The sequence below is a fragment of the Modestobacter sp. Leaf380 genome (assembly GCF_001424485.1).
Lineage (GTDB): Bacteria > Actinomycetota > Actinomycetes > Mycobacteriales > Geodermatophilaceae > Klenkia.
Window position 1 is genome coordinate 1 of record NZ_LMQC01000014.1, and the last position, 15,510, is coordinate 15,510.

16 protein-coding genes are annotated in these 15,510 nt (G+C 75.9%); 13 read left to right on the top strand and 3 right to left on the bottom strand.

From position 1 onward, the window contains the following. The first annotated feature begins 221 nt into the window (after positions 1–221). Both ASG41_RS12295 and ASG41_RS12300 read left to right on the top strand, forming a co-directional pair. Complete coding sequence (locus ASG41_RS12295) at positions 222–869, top strand: trans-aconitate 2-methyltransferase (protein WP_056295007.1); 648 nt, start codon at positions 222–224, stop codon at positions 867–869. A 47-nt stretch (positions 870–916) separates the two neighbouring features. Continuing rightward, complete coding sequence (locus ASG41_RS12300) at positions 917–1,981, top strand: LacI family DNA-binding transcriptional regulator (RefSeq protein ID WP_082556880.1); 1,065 nt, start codon at positions 917–919, stop codon at positions 1,979–1,981. Between the two features lie 10 nt (positions 1,982–1,991). On the opposite strand, the gene ASG41_RS12305 is transcribed toward ASG41_RS12300, so the two are convergent. Beyond that, positions 1,992–3,020 (bottom strand): aldo/keto reductase, encoded by a 1,029-nt coding sequence (locus ASG41_RS12305; protein ID WP_082556881.1) that lies wholly within the window; start codon positions 3,018–3,020, stop codon positions 1,992–1,994. A 114-nt stretch (positions 3,021–3,134) separates the two neighbouring features. Between ASG41_RS12305 and ASG41_RS12310 the strand changes: the two genes are divergently transcribed. From ASG41_RS12310 to ASG41_RS12320, 3 genes are read left to right on the top strand one after another with little or no spacing between them, the layout of a single operon-like run. Beyond that, positions 3,135–3,485, top strand: coding sequence for an STAS domain-containing protein (locus ASG41_RS12310; protein ID WP_056295015.1), 351 nt, complete (start codon positions 3,135–3,137; stop codon positions 3,483–3,485). A gap of 4 nt (positions 3,486–3,489) precedes the next feature. Further along, on the top strand, positions 3,490–3,933 hold the full coding sequence (locus ASG41_RS12315; protein WP_056295017.1) for a DUF5313 family protein: 444 nt from the start codon (positions 3,490–3,492) through the stop codon (positions 3,931–3,933). Between the two features lie 25 nt (positions 3,934–3,958). Continuing rightward, positions 3,959–6,730 (top strand): FAD-binding and (Fe-S)-binding domain-containing protein, encoded by a 2,772-nt coding sequence (locus ASG41_RS12320; protein WP_056295021.1) that lies wholly within the window; start codon positions 3,959–3,961, stop codon positions 6,728–6,730. Positions 6,731–6,748: 18 nt separating this feature from the next. On the opposite strand, the gene ASG41_RS12325 is transcribed toward ASG41_RS12320, so the two are convergent. Beyond that, complete coding sequence (locus ASG41_RS12325; protein WP_082556882.1) at positions 6,749–7,348, bottom strand: bifunctional 2-polyprenyl-6-hydroxyphenol methylase/3-demethylubiquinol 3-O-methyltransferase UbiG; 600 nt, start codon at positions 7,346–7,348, stop codon at positions 6,749–6,751. Between the two features lie 374 nt (positions 7,349–7,722). Between ASG41_RS12325 and ASG41_RS12330 the strand changes: the two genes are divergently transcribed. Together ASG41_RS12330 and ASG41_RS12335 are read left to right on the top strand one after the other, a co-directional pair. Continuing rightward, positions 7,723–9,855 carry a DEAD/DEAH box helicase gene (locus ASG41_RS12330; protein ID WP_056295024.1) on the top strand — a complete coding sequence of 711 codons (2,133 nt, stop codon included), beginning with the start codon at positions 7,723–7,725 and terminating at the stop codon, positions 9,853–9,855. Then, positions 9,852–11,069 (top strand): 3-deoxy-7-phosphoheptulonate synthase, encoded by a 1,218-nt coding sequence (locus ASG41_RS12335; protein WP_082556883.1) that lies wholly within the window; start codon positions 9,852–9,854, stop codon positions 11,067–11,069. Before ASG41_RS12330 ends, ASG41_RS12335 begins: the two co-directional genes overlap by 4 nt. A 12-nt stretch (positions 11,070–11,081) precedes the next feature. Here the strand turns inward: ASG41_RS12335 and ASG41_RS12340 are convergent, their stop codons facing one another. Further along, on the bottom strand, positions 11,082–11,966 hold the full coding sequence (locus tag ASG41_RS12340; RefSeq protein WP_235564762.1) for a TetR/AcrR family transcriptional regulator: 885 nt from the start codon (positions 11,964–11,966) through the stop codon (positions 11,082–11,084). Positions 11,967–12,252: 286 nt separating this feature from the next. Here ASG41_RS12340 and ASG41_RS23110 point away from each other — a divergent pair, with 286 nt between their 5' ends. The 6 genes from ASG41_RS23110 (at position 12,253) to ASG41_RS12365 (ending at position 15,403) form a co-directional block, all read left to right on the top strand. Continuing rightward, positions 12,253–12,423, top strand: a complete 171-nt coding sequence (locus tag ASG41_RS23110) for a CsbD family protein (RefSeq protein WP_082556884.1) — start codon at positions 12,253–12,255, stop codon at positions 12,421–12,423. A 158-nt stretch (positions 12,424–12,581) separates the two neighbouring features. Further along, the gene (locus ASG41_RS12345) at positions 12,582–13,229 is read left to right on the top strand and encodes a hypothetical protein (RefSeq protein WP_056295027.1); all 648 of its coding nucleotides are present in this window, start codon (positions 12,582–12,584) and stop codon (positions 13,227–13,229) included. Between the two features lie 29 nt (positions 13,230–13,258). Beyond that, a complete protein-coding gene (locus ASG41_RS12350) occupies positions 13,259–13,675 on the top strand; it encodes an STAS domain-containing protein (RefSeq protein WP_056295030.1) in 417 nt (138 codons plus the stop codon). 80 nt (positions 13,676–13,755) lie between these two features. Then, entirely contained in the window at positions 13,756–13,992 is a 237-nt protein-coding gene (locus ASG41_RS12355) for a hypothetical protein (protein WP_056295032.1), read from the top strand. Beyond that, positions 13,989–14,768 carry an aquaporin gene (locus ASG41_RS12360; RefSeq protein WP_082556885.1) on the top strand — a complete coding sequence of 260 codons (780 nt, stop codon included), beginning with the start codon at positions 13,989–13,991 and terminating at the stop codon, positions 14,766–14,768. The genes ASG41_RS12355 and ASG41_RS12360 overlap by 4 nt, the downstream gene beginning before the upstream one ends. Positions 14,769–14,887: 119 nt before the next feature. Further along, complete coding sequence (locus ASG41_RS12365; protein ID WP_056295036.1) at positions 14,888–15,403, top strand: hypothetical protein; 516 nt, start codon at positions 14,888–14,890, stop codon at positions 15,401–15,403. The last annotated feature ends 107 nt before the right edge of the window (positions 15,404–15,510 follow it).

Here is a 15,510-nt window from a genome sequence, read left to right on the forward strand (position 1 = left end):
CGCCGCCATCAGCACCGTCATCGACACCATCAACGAGACCCAGGCCGTCATCGGCGGCGTCCTCACCGAACAGGTCGCGGTCACCCGCGCCATCCTCGGCTGAGCCGGGTCGGTCGGGCGACCGTGCCGTTCCGGCAACGTGCGTGGACGGCGCCGGCGGCTGCGGGGGACCGTGGCCGCCGGTCGTGACCCCGCGGCCGGGACGAGCACCGGGAGCCCCGATGGACCACGAGTTCGACGCCGCCTACTGGGAGGACCACTGGCAGCGCGCCGGTGACGTGACCGCGCCGCCGCACCCGAGCCTGGTCGCCGAGACCGCGGCGCTCGTCCCGGGCACCGCGCTGGAGGCCGGGTGCGGTGAGGGCGCCGAGGCCGTGTGGCTGGCCTCCCGGGGCTGGCGGGTGACCGCGGCGGACGTCTCCGCCGTGGCGCTGGCCCGGGCGGCCAGGCGCACGGCCGACGTCGAGTGGGTGCAGGGGGACCTGGCCACCTGGACGCCGGGGCGCACCTTCGACCTGGTGACGACGCACTACGCCCACCCAGCGATGCCCCAGCTGGACTTCTACCGGCGGATCGCGGACTGGGTCGCCCCCGGCGGGACCCTGCTGGTCGTCGGCCACCTCGACGGCGGCGGGCACGGGCAGAGACCCGGGCACGGGCACGGGCCGGGCCACGGGCACGCGCACGGCCGCGAGGACGACGGCCCGCCCGCTCGGGCGTCGGTGACCGCGGCCAGCACCGCCGGCGTCCTGGACCCGGCACGCTGGGACGTCGTCACCGCGGTGGAGGAGCGGCGCACGACGACCGGACCGGGTGGTCACCCGCGGGAGCTGTGGGACGTCGTGGTGCGTGCGACCCGCCGGGTCTGACCCGCCCGTACCCGGCGGTCCGGGCACCCAGGTGACAGAGTCGGGCAGTGCACGGACGCGGGGGACCCGAGGACCAGACCGGCCCGCCACCTGCGGGGACGTCGGCGCGCCGGACCACCGGCGCGGACGTGGCCCGGGTGGCCGGGGTGTCCCGGGCGACGGTCAGCTACGTGCTGAACCGGGCACCCAACCAGTCGATCCCCGAGAGCACCCGGCAGCGGGTGCTCGCCGCCGCCGCCCAGCTGCGGTACCGCCCGAGCCCGGCCGCCCGGGTGCTGCGCACCGGCCGCTCCGACGTGGTGCTGGGCCTGCTCCCCGAGCTGCCGCACAGCCCCGTCTACCAGGAGGCGCTCGACGAGGTCGGGGTGGCGCTGGCCGAGGCTGGGATGCTGCTGGTCGTGCACACGGTGGGACCGCGGTCGCTGCCGCTGTCCGCGGTGTGGAGCGCGTTGACCCCGGCCGCCGTCTTCGCCCTGGGCGAGATCGCCGAGTCCGACGTGGAGGAGATGCGGTCGGCCGGCATCCGGGTGGCGGTGGCCCTGAGCGGTCCCGCACCGGGGCGTTCCCGGGAGGGCAGCGGGGACCGGACCATCGGCCAGGCCCAGGGTGACCACCTGCTGGCCCTCGGGCACCGCGACGTCGCGGTGGCCTGGTCGCCCGAACACGGCCTGCGGCTGCTCTCCGACGGTCGGCTGGCCGGGCTGACCGGGGCGCTGGCGGCCGCCGGCTGCCCGGCGCCGGTCGTCGCCGAGGTGCCCGGCGACCTCGCCGGGGCGACGGCCGCCCTGGCCGACCTGCGGTCGACCCACCCCCGGGTCACCGCCGTGGCCGCCTACGACGACGCGGTGGGGGCCGCCCTGCTGCACGCCGCCCGCGACCTGGGCGTGCCGGTGCCCGGCACGCTGTCGGTGCTGGGCGCCTTCGACCACCCGCCCGGCCTGCTGACCACGCCGGCGCTGAGCACCGTGCGGGTCGACCTGGCCACCCGGATGCGTGGCGTCGCCGCCGCGCTGGTGTCCGCCGTCGGCGGCGGGCCGTTGGAGCTGCCCCGGTTCGACACCTCGACGACCGAGCTGCTGGACCGGGGCTCCACGGCGCCGCCGCCGTCGTGACCCGCCGGGGTCAGAGGGCCTGACCGGGGGCGGCTGCGTGCGGCTCGATCGCAGCCAGCTCGTCGGCGGTCAGGTCCGGGCCGGCCAGCGCCTGCAGGTTGGACTCCAGCTGGGCCACCGAGCTGGCACCGATGATCGCCGTGGTGACCCGTTCGTCGCGCAGCACCCAGCGCAGCGCGAGCTGGGCCAGCGACTGGCCGCGTCCCTTCGCGACCTCGTCGAGCGCCCGCGCCCTGGTGACCAGGTCCTCGGTGACGTCGTCGGTGGACAGGTAGGCGCTGCGGGTGGCCCGGGAGCCCTCGGGCACCCCGTTCAGGTACCGGTCGGTCAACCGGCCCTGGGCCAGCGGGGAGAACACCGCGACGCCGGCGCCCGCGGCCGCGGCGGCGTCCAGCACGCCGCCCTCGGGGACCCGGTCGAACACCGAGTACCGGGGCTGGTGCAGCGTCAGCGGGGTGCCGAGGTCGGCCAGCAGCTCGGCGGCGCGGGCGGTGTCCTCCGGGGAGTGGTTCGAGATGCCCACGTAGAGGGCCTTGCCGCTGCGGACGATCGCGTCCAGGGCGCCCATCGTCTCCTCGAGCGGGGTGTCGACGTCCCGGCGGTGGGAGTAGAAGACGTCGACGTACTCCAGGCCGGTACGGCGCAGCGACTGGTCCAGGCTGGCGACCAGGTACTTGCGGGAGCCGCCGTCGCCGTAGGGGCCGGGCCACATGTCGTAGCCGGCCTTGGTCGAGACCAGCAGCTCGTCGCGGTACGGGCGGAGGTCACTGCTGAGCACCTGCCCGAAGGTGGTCTCCGCGGAGCCGTAGGGCGGGCCGTAGTTGTTGGCCAGGTCGATGTGGGTGACGCCGAGGTCGAAGGCCCGGCGCAGGATCGCCCGCGGGGTTTCCAGCGGCCGGTCGGCACCGAAGTTCTGCCACAGCCCCAGCGAGATCGGCGGCAGCAGCAGCCCGCTGCGCCCGGCCCGGCGGTAGGCGGTGGTCGCGTAGCGGTCGGCGGCAGGGTTCCAGGACCGGTCGGCCCGGTCGTCGGTGATCACCGCCTCATCCTGGCAGGGCCGGGTCACCCCGGCAGGGGTGTCCGGGCGGGCCCAGGTGGGTAGTCAGCGCCCGAGCCCAGCGAGCAGCTCCCCTCCGCGTCCCAGGACGGTGCCGTGCCCACCTCCCACGAGCCCCCACGCCCCACTGCCCGCGAACCGGTCACGGTCTTCGCCGACCACCCCGACGCCGGGCGGGTCACCCTCGACGGCACCCACCTGGTGATGGTCGGGGACATCGACTCCCGGCTGTTCGAGCACTGGTCGACCGGGCAGCCGGGCACCCCGGTCGTGGAGACCGTCGACGCCACCGGGGTCACCCACCTGGGCAGCGCCGGGCTGGTGCTGCTGGCCCGGCTCGCCCAGGCCGCGCCCGCCCCGATCCGGCTGCGGGCGCACCCGCGGACGGTCTGGCGGCCGCTGCAGCTGACCGGGTTGGGTGCCCTCTTCCGGCACGAGGGACCATGAGGTCGTGAGCACCGACGGAGGCACGGAGCGCGTCGTCCGGCCGCCCGTGCACCGCTGGCTCTGGTACGCCCTGGGCGGCGGGCTCCCGGCCCGGCACCGGGCCTGGGTGCTGTACGACACGACCACCGACACCTGGGGCGTCCGGCACGTGGCCCGCAGCCTGGTGCAGATGGCCGTGCCCAGCGTGCTGATCCTGACCCTGCTGCCCACCGGTTGGGCGCTGCGGCTGGCCGTCGTCGGCGCCGGGGTGTTCCTGGGGCTGATCTTCTCGCTGGCCTACATGCCCGAGACGACCGAGCACCGGGTGGTCAAGGCCGGCTACCGGCCCGGCACCGCCGTCGGCATCCGGGATCGCGCCGGGGTCGCCAGGCAGCAGCGGGAGTCCGCGCGCAAACGGGCCGCCGCGGCCCAGCGCGCCGAGCGCTACCGGCGCCGCGCCGGCCGCTGACCCGCACCCTGGGACAGTCGGACCCGTGACGACGCCGCTGGCCGCAGCGCTCCGGGCCGCCGGGCTGACCGAGGTGGACGACGACACCCGCCGCCGCGCGGAGTACAGCTCGGACGCCTCCAACCACCGCGTCGTCCCCACGGCGGTCGCCTACCCGCGGGACGCCGACGAGGTGCTGGCCGCCCTCGCCGTCTGCCGGGAGACCGGCACGCCGCTGACCGTGCGCGGCGGCGGCACCTCCATCGCCGGCAACGCGATCGGCCCGGGCCTGGTCCTGGACACCTCGCGGCACCTGACCCGCATCCTCGCCCTGGACCCCGACGCGGGGACGGCGATCGTGGAGCCCGGCGTCGTGCTGGACCGGATCACCGACGCCGGTGCCCCGCACGGGCTGACCTACGGCCCGGACCCCTCCACGCACTCCCGGGCCACCATCGGCGGCACGATCGGCAACAACGCGTGCGGCGCGCACGCGATGAGCGCCGGACGGGCCGCGGACACCGTCGTCTCCCTGGACGTCGTGACCGCCGCCGGGCAGCGCTTCACCGCCGGCCCCCGGTCGGCCGGGACCGTCCCGCTGTGGCCGGTCGTCGACGCCAACCTCGCGGCTGTCCGCACCGGCTCGGGGCGCTTCCGCCGGCAGGTGTCGGGGTACTCGCTGGAGCACCTGCTGCCCGAGAACGGTGCGCACGTGGGCCGCTTCCTGGCCGGGTCCGAGGGCACCCTGGCCGTGCTCCTGGAGGCCACCGTGTCGCTGGCCCGGGTACCGGCCGCGACCGCGCTCGTCGTCCTGGGGTACCCGGACATGCCGGCCGCCGCGGACGCCGTCCCCGGGCTGCTGCATCACGCCCCGCGCGCGGTCGAGGGCATGGACGCCCGGCTGGTCGACGTCGTCCGCCGCCGGCGGGGGGACGTCGCCGTCCCGCACCTGCCCCGCGGCGAGGGCTGGCTGTTCGTCGAGGTCGCCGGTGACTCACCGGCCGCCGCGGCCGACGCCGCCACCCGGTTGGTCGCCGACGCCGGCGCGCGGGACTCCCTGGTCGTGGGCGGCGCCGATGCGCTGCGGCTGTGGCGGATCCGGGAGGACGGCGCCGGGCTGGGTGGGCGCACCCCCGCGGGCGCCCCGGCCTGGCCGGGCTGGGAGGACGCCGCCGTCCCGCCCGAGCACCTGGGCGCCTACCTGCGCGGCTTCCGGGCGCTGCTGGACGACCACGGGCTGGACTCGCTGGTCTACGGCCACTTCGGGGACGGGTGCGTGCACGCCCGCATCGACTTCCCGCTGGCCGACCGGCCGCAGGTGTACCGGGAGTTCGTCACCGCCGCCGCCGACCTCGTCGCCGGCTTCGGGGGCTCGGTGTCCGGGGAGCACGGCGACGGCCGCGCCCGCAGCGAGCTGCTGCCGCGGATGTACCCACCCGAGCTGATCGCCGCGTTCGCCGCGGTCAAGCACGCCTTCGACCCGGGCGGGCTGCTCAACCCCGGGGTGCTCGTGGACCCCGAGCCGCTGGACGCCACCCTGCGGGTGCCGCACGCCCGGCCGCTGCCCTCGCGGGCCTTCGCGCTCCCGCACGACGACGGCGACCTGTCGGTGGCTGCGCACCGCTGCGTCGGGGTGGGCCGCTGCCGGGCCGACGCGACCGCCACCGGCGCCGTCATGTGCCCCTCGTTCCTGGCCACGGGCGATGAGAAGGACTCCACCCGCGGCCGGGCCCGGGTGCTCCAGGAGGCCGCCAACGGCACCCTGGTCGGCGGCCTGGGCAGCCCGGAGGTGCTCGAGTCCCTCGACCTGTGCCTGTCCTGCAAGGGCTGCGCCGTCGACTGCCCGGCCGGGGTCGACATGGCCACCTACAAGGCGGAGGTGCTGCACGCCCGCTACCGCCGCTGGTGGCGGCCCCGCACGCACTGGTCGCTGGGCTGGCTGCCGGTCACCGCGCGGCTGGCCGCCCGTGCACCCCGGCTGGTGAACACCCTGCTGGGGAGCACCGGGGGAGCCGCGCTGGCCCGCGCCGCCGGCGGCATCGACCCCGACCGCGACCTGCCGCGTTTCGCCGAGCAGACCTTCCGCGCCTGGTTCGCCGACCGCCCGGTGCGCACCGACGGCGACCCCGTGCTGCTCCTCGTGGACACGTTCACCGAGGGCTTCACCCCCGCGGTGGGCCGCGCGGCCGTCGCGGTCGTCGAGGACGCCGGGTTCCGGGTGGAGCTGCCCGCGCCCACCTGCTGCGGGCTGACCTGGATCTCCACCGGTCAGCTGGACACCGCCCGCACCCGGCTGCGGCAGACGGTGCGGGCCCTGGACAGGGGGCTGCCGGTGCTCGTGCTGGAGCCCTCGTGTGCCGCGGTGCTGCGCGGGGACGCCGTCGAGCTGCTGCCGGACGAGCCGGCCGCGGCCCGCGTCGCCGCCGCCACGCACACCCTGGCCGAGCTGCTGGCCACCCGGCCGGACTGGACGCCGCCCGACCTCACCGACGTGCACGGCGTGGCCCAGCCGCACTGCCACCAGCACGCCGTCCTGGGCTGGGACGCCGACCGGGCGCTGCTGGCCCGGGCCGGCGCGCAGGTCGACGCCGTCGGGGGCTGCTGCGGGCTGGCCGGCAACTTCGGCGCCGAGGCCGGGCACCACGCCGTCAGCGTCGCGGTGGCCGAGACCGCCCTGCTGCCCGCCGTCCGGGCAGCGGGGGAGGGGGCGACGGTGCTCGCCGACGGCTTCAGCTGCCGCACCCAGCTCGAGCAGCTGACCGGGTCACCCGGCCAGCACCTCGCGCAGCTGCTGGCCGCCCGCCTCCCGCCTCGATGACCACGCGGGGGGAGGGCGTCAGCGGCGGCGGGCGCGGAGGACGACGTCGGCGGTGTGGTGCGCCCCGGCGCCCCCGGTGACGTGGCGCTCGCGGCGCTCGTCCACCTCGACCACCCAGGCCTCGTCGAGCAGCCGGGCGACGTCGGCGGGGGACACCCAGTCGGCCGGGTCGAAGCCGGCCTCGCGGGCGGCGTCGGTGTCCACGTCGGCGTGGTGCACCAGCAGCAGCGTGCCGCCGGGGGCGACGGCGGCCAGCAGCGCCCGCTCGGCGACGTCGTCCGGGGTGCGGCGCAGCGCCGGGTACATGGCGGACACCAGGGTGAACCCGTCGGCGGGCAGCTCGGCGTCGGTCAGCCCGGCCTGCACCCAGGTGACGTCGGCGCCGGCGTCCCGGGCGTGCCCGGCGGCCCGGTCCAGGGCCACCCGGGAGACGTCGAGGGCGGTGACGGCCCAGCCCCGCGCGGCCAGCCAGACGGCGTCGGCGCCCTCGCCGCAGCCGACGTCCAGCACCGTCCCCGGGGTCAGCGTCGCGGTCTCGGCGACGAGGGCGCCGTTGGGCTGCCCGCTCCAGATGCGCTCGGAGGCGGCGTAGCGCTCGTCCCAGTCGATGTCGGTCATGGCCGGCAGCCTGACCGCCGGCCCCGGCCCCGGTCACGCGGACGTGCCGATCCGGCAACGAGGAGCGGGCATACCGGCCCCACCCGGGACGTTGTGCACGACGACACCGGGGACTCCCGGGTCCGCACCCGGTGACGAGGGCCTAGGCTGATCACGTCCCCCCGCTGGAGCACGCGCCGTCCGCCTGGACGTGCCCACCACGGGGCAGCCCACGTCGAGGGCGACCGCGGGACCGCGGGTCGCCCGAGTGCCTGACGGCCGGGCCGCACGCCGGTCGACCGGCACGGCCCACCCGGCCGACGGCGCCCGGGCGTGGGAGAGCGGGTGTGCAGGCTGCCGCGGTGACCGTGCCGGGCAGGACCGAAGGGGAGTACGTGGCTCGACCAGCTCAGCGCCACACGGGTCGACGGGGTGCACCGCGCGACCAGCGCCGGGGCACCGGCGTCAAGGACGGCGACGTTCTCGCCGGCCTCGCCCGGTCCGTCCGGGAGATCGAGGCCGCCGTGCAACGCGGCCGGGTGACCCCGGCCGTCCGCACCAAGTTCCAGGTCGTCGCGCTGCTCATGCGCGAGGAGCACGCCCGGGTCAAGGTCGCCCAGACCACCGAGGCGCACCGCGCCGAGCAGCTCAAGCGGCTCGACGGCGTCGCCACCATCCTGGCCAAGACCGCCGTCCGCGACTCCGGGCTGCTGGCCCTGCTCGCCGACGACGCCCCGGTCTCCTCGGCCACCCGCACCCTCAAGCGGGAGATGCTCGAGCAGATCGGCGTCGAGACCGAGGCCGAGCCCGAACCGGCCGCCCCGGTCGTCGCCGCCCCCGCCGCCGAGCGGGCCGTCGTCCCGCAGTCGGTGGTCTCGCGGCAGCTGGCCAACCCGTTCCTGGCACCGGACTTCTCCACCCCGCGTCCGGCGCAGGCCCGCCCCCGCCGGCTGGCCGGCTGGGAGCTGATCGGCCCGCTGCTGACCTCCTTCGAGCGCGCCGGCGGCGGCGCCCCGGCCTGCATGAAGCTGCCGTTCCCCTCCTCGCTGCGGGCCCCCGGCGGCCTGGAGCTGATGGTCCACCAGGCCCAGCTGGTCGCCGCCGCCCAGGGCGGGCAGCGCACCTTCCTGCTCGCCGACGAGCCCGGCCTGGGCAAGACCGCGCAGGCCCTGCTGGCCGCACAGGCCGCCGACGCCTACCCGCTGCTGGTCGTCGTCCCCAACGTGGTGAAGACCAACTGGGCCCGCGAGGCCGGCCGTTGGACGCCGCACAAGCGCGCCACGGTCATCCACGGCAACGGCGAGAACGCCGACGGCTTCGCCGACATCGTGGTCGTCAACTACGAGGTGCTGGACCGGCACGTCGGCTGGCTGGGGGACTTCGGGTTCCGCGGGATGGTCGTCGACGAGGCGCACTTCATCAAGAACAAGTCCTCTCAGCGCTCCCAGCACGTGCTCGAGCTGTCCCATCGGATCCGCACCCGGCACGCCGACGCGCTCTTCATGGCCCTCACCGGCACCCCGCTGATCAACGACATCGAGGACTTCCGGGCCATCTGGCAGTTCCTGGGCTGGATCGACGACGCCCAGCCGCGGGCCGCGCTGATGGACTCCCTGGAGGACATCGGGCTCACCCCCGCCGACCCCGGCTTCGCCCGCGCCGCCCGGCAGGCCGTCGTCGACCTGGGCATCGTGCGTCGCCGCAAGGTCGACGTCGCCAGCGACATCCCGGCCCGGCGGGTCGCCGACCTGCCCGTCGAGCTCGACGGTGCGGCCGGCCGCTCGATCCGCAAGGCCGAGCAGGAGCTGGCCCGCCGGCTGGTGCACCGCTACGAGACCGCGCTGGCCAACCGGGACTCCGTGGACGAGGTCGTCGGCATCGACACCGCCCTGGTCCACCGGGTCGCCCGGTCGGAGCAGAAGGAGGCCAGCGGCACCAAGGCCGGCGAGAACGTCTTCACGATGATGCGCCGGATCGGGCAGGCCAAGGCCGGCCTGGCCGCCGACTACGCCGCCCAGCTGGCCCGCAGTGCCGGCAAGGTCGTCTTCTTCGCCAAGCACGTCGACGTCATGGACGCCGCCGAGGAGACCTTCGACCGCCTCGGCGTCCGGTACTCCTCCATCCGCGGCGACCAGACCCCCGGCGTGCGGCAGAAGAACATCGACGCCTTCGTCGAGGACCCCGACGTCGCGGTCGCCGTCTGCTCGCTCACCGCCGCCGGCGTCGGGCTCAACCTGCAGGTGGCCTCCAACATCGTGCTGGCCGAGCTGTCCTGGACCGACGCCGAGCAGACCCAGGCCATCGACCGCAGCCACCGGATCGGGCAGACCGAGCCGGTCACCGCCTGGCGGATCATCGCCGCGCAGACCATCGACGCCCGGATCGCCGAGCTCATCGACAGCAAGGCCGGGCTCGCCGCCCGCGCCCTGGACGGCTCCGACGAGGAGACCGGCTCCTCCGCCGACGTCCAGTTCGAGGCCCTGGTCTCGCTGCTCACCGACGCCCTGAGGGAGAAGCACCCCGCGTGACCCCCGACCAGCTCCTGCCCACGGCCACCCGCATCGCCGACGCCCTGCTGGCGGTGCAGACCCGGGTCAACGCCCGGGTCGACGCCGCCCACGCGGAGCTGCTGCCGGCGGTGCAGGCCGCCATCGGTGTCGACCCCGGTGCGGCCGTCGACCCCGGTGACCTGGTCGACGCCCGGATCACCGGGGCCAGCGTCGTCGTCACCCCGGCGGCGGTGGCGGCCGTCGTGCCGCTGACGGCGGCCTCGGCGGCCACCACCCGGGCCGGCCGGCGCGCGGTCGCCGACGTCGTCCGCGGGGACGACGACCGGCTGGCCGTCATCGCCGGGCCGTGCTCGATCCACGACCCGGTCGCGGCGCTGGAGTACGCGGCGTTCCTGGCCCGGATGCGCGAGCGGCACGCCGCCGACCTCGAGATCGTCATGCGGACCTACACCGAGAAGCCGCGCACCGAGGTCGACTGGAAGGGCTTCGCCTACGACCCGTTCCTGGACGGGTCCAGCCGGATCAGCGTCGGCCTGGTGGCCACCCGGATGCTGATGGCCGCGATCACCGAGCTGGGTGTGCCGGTGGCCGCGGAGCCGCTGAACGCGCTGACCCCGCAGTACGTCGACGGCCTGGTCACCTACGCCGGCGTCGGCGCGCGCAACGTCACCGACCAGACCGCGCGGGAGCGGGTGTCGGGGTTCTCGGCCGTCGTCGGGTTCAAGAACTCACCCGAGGGCAGCATCGACGTCGCCGTCTCCGCGGTCATCTCGGCATGGGCGGCGCACGAGTTCCTGGGCGTCGACCACCACGGCGTCACCGCGCAGCTGTCCACCACCGGCAACGACACCGGGCACGTCATCCTGCGCGGTGACGCGGCGGGACCGAACTACTCCGCCGCGCACGTCGCGGACACCAAGCGCCGGCTGGCCGCCCGCGGGCTGCCCGAGGTGCTGGTCGTGGACGCCTCGCACGGCAACAGCCAGAAGGACCACCTGCGCCAGATCGAGGTCGTGCGCGACCTGGCCGCCCAGGTCGCCGGGGGCGAGCAGGGCATCCGCGCGGTGATGGTGGAGAGCAACCTGGTGGCCGGACGGCAGGACCTGGACCGGGCGGACCCGACCCGGCTGGCCTACGGGCAGTCGGTCACCGACGCCTGCGTCGACCTGCCCACCACCGAGGCGCTGCTGGAGGAGCTGGCGGCCGCCGCCCGGGCCCGCCGGGCGGGCTGAGCCCGTCCGGGCTCAGCCCAGCTCGTCCTCGGGGGAGGGGGCCGGGTCCGGCGGCAGGTGGTGCGCGCCGGTCTCCAGCATCGTCTGCAGCCGGTCCAGCAGGCTCTCCAGGGACTCCTCGAACTCCGCGATGGTCTCGTCGAGGGCCAGCAGGGACTGCAGCTGGGCGATGAGCGGGAACTCCTCGAGGTCCTCGACGGTGGCACCCGGTGCGCCGTCGGGGTCGTCCAGCGCGTTGATCGCCACGCCGCGCTGGGCGACCTCGAGCAGCAGGTGACCCAGCAGGAAGCTGGTGTACGCCCGGTAGGCGACCACCGCCTGGACGGCGCTGAACCCGTTCTCCCGGAGGCCACGGAGCAGGGACTCCACCCACCTCAGGCTGCGCAGCGGCGGGCGGACCCACGGTGCGGCCGGTGGGCGGGTGGCCACCAGCGGGAACAGCGCGGGGTGCGCCAGGGCGATCCGCCGGACGCCGTGGGCGAGGCGCTGCAGGTGGTCCTGCCAGCCGAACTGCGGTTCCAGCAGCACGTCCTCGTCGGCGAAGAGCTCGTCCACCACGGCGTCGACGACCCCGTCGAGCAGGTCCTCCCGGCCGGGCACGTAGCGGTAGAGGCTCATGGCCTCCACCCCCAGCGCAGCCCCGAGGCGGCGCATGGTGAGCATCGGCAGCCCGTGGGTGTCGATGTAGGCGATGGCCCCGGCGATGATCCGCTCCCGGTCCAACGGCACGCGCTCGCCCAGTGACGGCGGTCCGACCGGCTCCTCGGCCGGGCGCAGCCCGCGGTTCTCGGGCAGGTCGGGGTCGTCGGGGTGGTCGGGTGTCGTGAGCCCGTCGGCCATGACGCCGCCGGACCCACCCGCCGGCTCGTCGGGGCCGCTCGGGGTGCGTGCGGGCACAGCCGTCCTCTCGGTCCGTCCAGGGGTGGTGGGACGACCCTGGCACCGCACGGGCGGCGGGGCATCCCGGGGGTCGCCACAACTGTGTGCCGCTTCCGCGTTTGGAGGGACTCCATCCTGCCTACAAGAGGCTCAGTGCTGCTGGCCTTACGACGTAGGGCCGGTTGTGCAGGACCGGATCGTGCACGGGGGAGACCACCTCGGGCCGTCCGCCCGACCACGTCCGGGGCGACCGCCCCGGCCGGCCAGGCACCGAGACCAGGTGCCCGACACGAGGAGAACTGCGATGAGCGGCATCGACAAGATCAAGAACAAGGCCGAGGAGCTCCTGGGCGACGCCAAGGAGGCCATCGGCGGCGCCACGAACAACGACGAGCTCAAGGCCGAGGGCCAGAAGGACCAGGCCGCCGCCAACACCAAGCAGACCGGCGAGAACATCAAGGACGTCTTCAAGTAGGTCGAGGGACGCACCCCCCGGTACCGGGGAGCCGAGAGACGGCTCCCCGGTCCGGCCTCCGGGAGACCACCGGACCCCCCACGAGCCCGCACGACACCGCACGACCCCCCTCGACCCGGCGACGCGCCGGGCAGGCCCCCCACAGGAGAGCACCCCGGATGAGCGTCGACCCGAACACCCGACCCGAGCCGGCGCACCGCGCCGACGACACCGCCGCCACCGCGGCCGGCCCCACGAACCTCTCCCGCCGCGACGTGCTCGCCGTGGAGAAGGAGCGGGCCGGCGGCGTCAAGGTCGGCTCCGCCTTCTTCGGCTGGCTGACCGCCACCGGCATGTCGGTCCTGCTGACCGCGCTGGTCGCCGGCGCCGGCACCGCCGTCGGCCTGGCCACCGACACGAACCTCGCCGAGGCCGCCGACCAGGCCGCCGCCGACCCCTCCACCGTCGGCTGGGCCGGTGGCATCGCGCTGCTGGTCATCCTCTTCCTCAGCTACTACAGCGGTGGCTACGTGGCCGGCCGGATGGCCCGCTTCCACGGCTTCCGCCAGGGCATCGCCGTCTGGGTGTGGGCCGTCGTCATCGCCGTCGTGGTGGCCGTGCTGGCCGCCGTCGCCGGTGACCAGTACGACGTCCTCGGTCGGCTCAACGCCTTCCCGCGGCTCCCCGTCAACGAGGGCGACCTGACCACGACCGCCGTCGTCGTGGCCCTCGCCGTCGCCGGTGTGGCGCTCGTGGGTGCGATGCTCGGTGGCCTGGCCGGCATGCGCTTCCACCGCAAGGTGGACCGCGCGGGCCTGGGCGACTGACCACCCGCCCACGGCACGACAGCACCCCGATGACCTCCCCGCGCCCGCTGGACCCCGCCGTCCCCGGGCGCGGGGAGGGCACCACCGGGCCCGCGGTGACCACCCCCGCCGACCCCGCCGTGCTGGCCCCCGGAGCCGAGATCGTGCTCACGGTCGCCCTGCCGCACGGCAGCATCACCGTCGACGACGGCGTCCTCGTCCTCACCGGCGACGTCGACACCCGGCTCTGCCGCACCTGGACCGCGCAGCGGCCCCCGGCGCTGGACGTGCACGCCGTCGACGCCCGCGAGGTGACCTTCCTGGGCAGCCCCGGCCTGGCCCTGCTCGCCGAGCTGGCCGAGGAGCGCGGCACCCGGCTCCCGCTGTGGGCCACCGACCGTGCCGTGCTGCGCCCCCTGCGGGTCACCGGCCTGGACCGGCTGTTCGACGTCCACCGGCCGGACTGACCCGCCAGCACCGGCACCGCACCAGCACCCCGGCGTCGCCGTGGTGTCCCTGACCGCTGTTCCCTGGAGGAACGATCCCCGTGTGGGCCCTGCTCTCGACCCGTCTGCGCACCTGGGTGCTGCTGACCGTCGCCGTCCCCCTCGTCTCCCGACTCCTGCGCGGTGCCGGCCGTCAGCTGGAGTCCCGCCGCGGACCCAGCAACCTGTCCCGCGGCCTGACCAAGGCCGGTGACCTCACCGGCCGGGTGGCCCGCAAGGGCGCCCGCGGTGCGTCCGGTGCGGCCACCGACGCCGCCAGCGGCCGGCGCGGCGCGTGAGCGCCGACGTCGCCGCCCAGCCGGCGCTGCCGGTCCGCGGCGTCGCCGAGTTCCTCGGCACCGCCCTGCTGGTCGTCGGTGGTGTCGGCACCGCCGTCGCAGCGCCGGACACCGGCACCGTCGGCATCGCGTTGGCCTTCGGTCTGACCCTGCTCGTGCTCGCCTTCACCATCGGCCCGGTCTCGGGCTGCCACGTCAACCCCGCCGTCACCCTCGGCGCGCTCGTGGCCAGGCGCATCGAGCCCGCTGCCGCCGGCGTCTACGTCGTCGCCCAGCTGCTGGGCGGCCTGCTCGGCGCCGGCGTCGTCTACGGCATCCGGTCCGCCGACCCGACGTTCTCGCTGTCCGCCGACGGCCTGGGCACCAACGGCTGGGGCGAGGCCTCCACGGGCGGCTACGGCATCGGGGCGGCGCTGATCGTGGAGTTCGTGCTCACCGCGCTCCTGGTGCTGACCGTGCTCGCCGCGACCGCGCGGACCTCCAACGCCGCCGTCGCCGGGGTGCCGATCGGCCTGGCCCTGGTCGTCGCGCACCTGGTCGCCGTGCCTGTCGACGGGACCTCGGTCAACCCCGCCCGCAGCCTGGGCGTGGCCCTGCTCTCCGGCGGTACCGCGCTGGAGCAGGTGTGGCTGTTCCTGGTCGTGCCGCTGGTCGGCGCGGTCGCGGCCGCGCTGCTGCACCGCTTCTTCTGGGCCGGGGACGGCGGGCACGCCGTCGTCGGCACCGAAGGCACCCGCTCGCAGCCCGACCCGACCACGGGCCCGGCCCGGCGCTGACGTCGGGCGGGGTCGGCCACCGGGCCGGCCCCGCTCGCACTGCGCGACTCGGTGGGTGCCGATAGCGTTCCGGATGTCGAAGACCTCGGCGGTCTCGAACCCCGGAGCAGGAGCTGGACGTGCCCCCACGCAGCCTCTCGCCCTCGGAGGCCCGCTCGACGTGCGACACGACCTCCCGGCGACTGTGGATCGACTACCTGGCCCTCGGTGGCGCGTGGTCGCTGCGGGAGTTCGACGACTACCTCACCGCCGGGGTCCCCAGCGGCCGCCCCGACACCGCGCCCCGGTCGGCGGTCGCGGTCCAGCGCGACGTCGCGGCCCATGCACTCAACGAGGCGCTGATGGCGGCCCGGTCGGAGGGCCGGGTGCCCTACGGCCACAGCTGGGGCTGGCCCGAGGACGATGCGGCCGGTGACGCCGAGGTCGCCGCCGGCGCCCGCAGCCACGCGCTCCCGGTGGTCGAGCAGGCCGCGGGGCGGCGGGTGCTGACCTCCGTGCCCCGCGGTGACGCGCTCGACCACACGCTGGTGTGCGGGCGGTGCGGGACGGTGCTGGCCTGGAGCCACCGCCCCGGGGACCTCGACGGTCTGCTGCGCTGCCCCTCCTGCCGGGGCCTGAACGTGCTGCGGGGCTGACAGTGAGGATGGGGGCGGCGTCATCGGGGGTCGTCTGACCCGGTGTGCTGACCGACGCGGTTGCTGTCTTGGCTGAGATCTGTCGGCGGCTCTCGGTGGCGCTGTTG

Excerpts from the sequence above, each read along its gene's own strand:
- ASG41_RS12325 (WP_082556882.1), bottom strand. The coding sequence starts at position 7,348 with ATGACCGACATCGACTGGGACGAGCGCTACGCCGCCTCCGAGCGCATC.
- ASG41_RS12345 (WP_056295027.1), top strand. The coding sequence starts at position 12,582 with ATGAGCGTCGACCCGAACACCCGACCCGAGCCGGCGCACCGCGCCGAC.
- ASG41_RS12350 (WP_056295030.1), top strand. The coding sequence starts at position 13,259 with ATGACCTCCCCGCGCCCGCTGGACCCCGCCGTCCCCGGGCGCGGGGAG.
- ASG41_RS23110 (WP_082556884.1), top strand. The coding sequence starts at position 12,253 with ATGAGCGGCATCGACAAGATCAAGAACAAGGCCGAGGAGCTCCTGGGC.
- ASG41_RS12295 (WP_056295007.1), top strand. The coding sequence starts at position 222 with ATGGACCACGAGTTCGACGCCGCCTACTGGGAGGACCACTGGCAGCGC.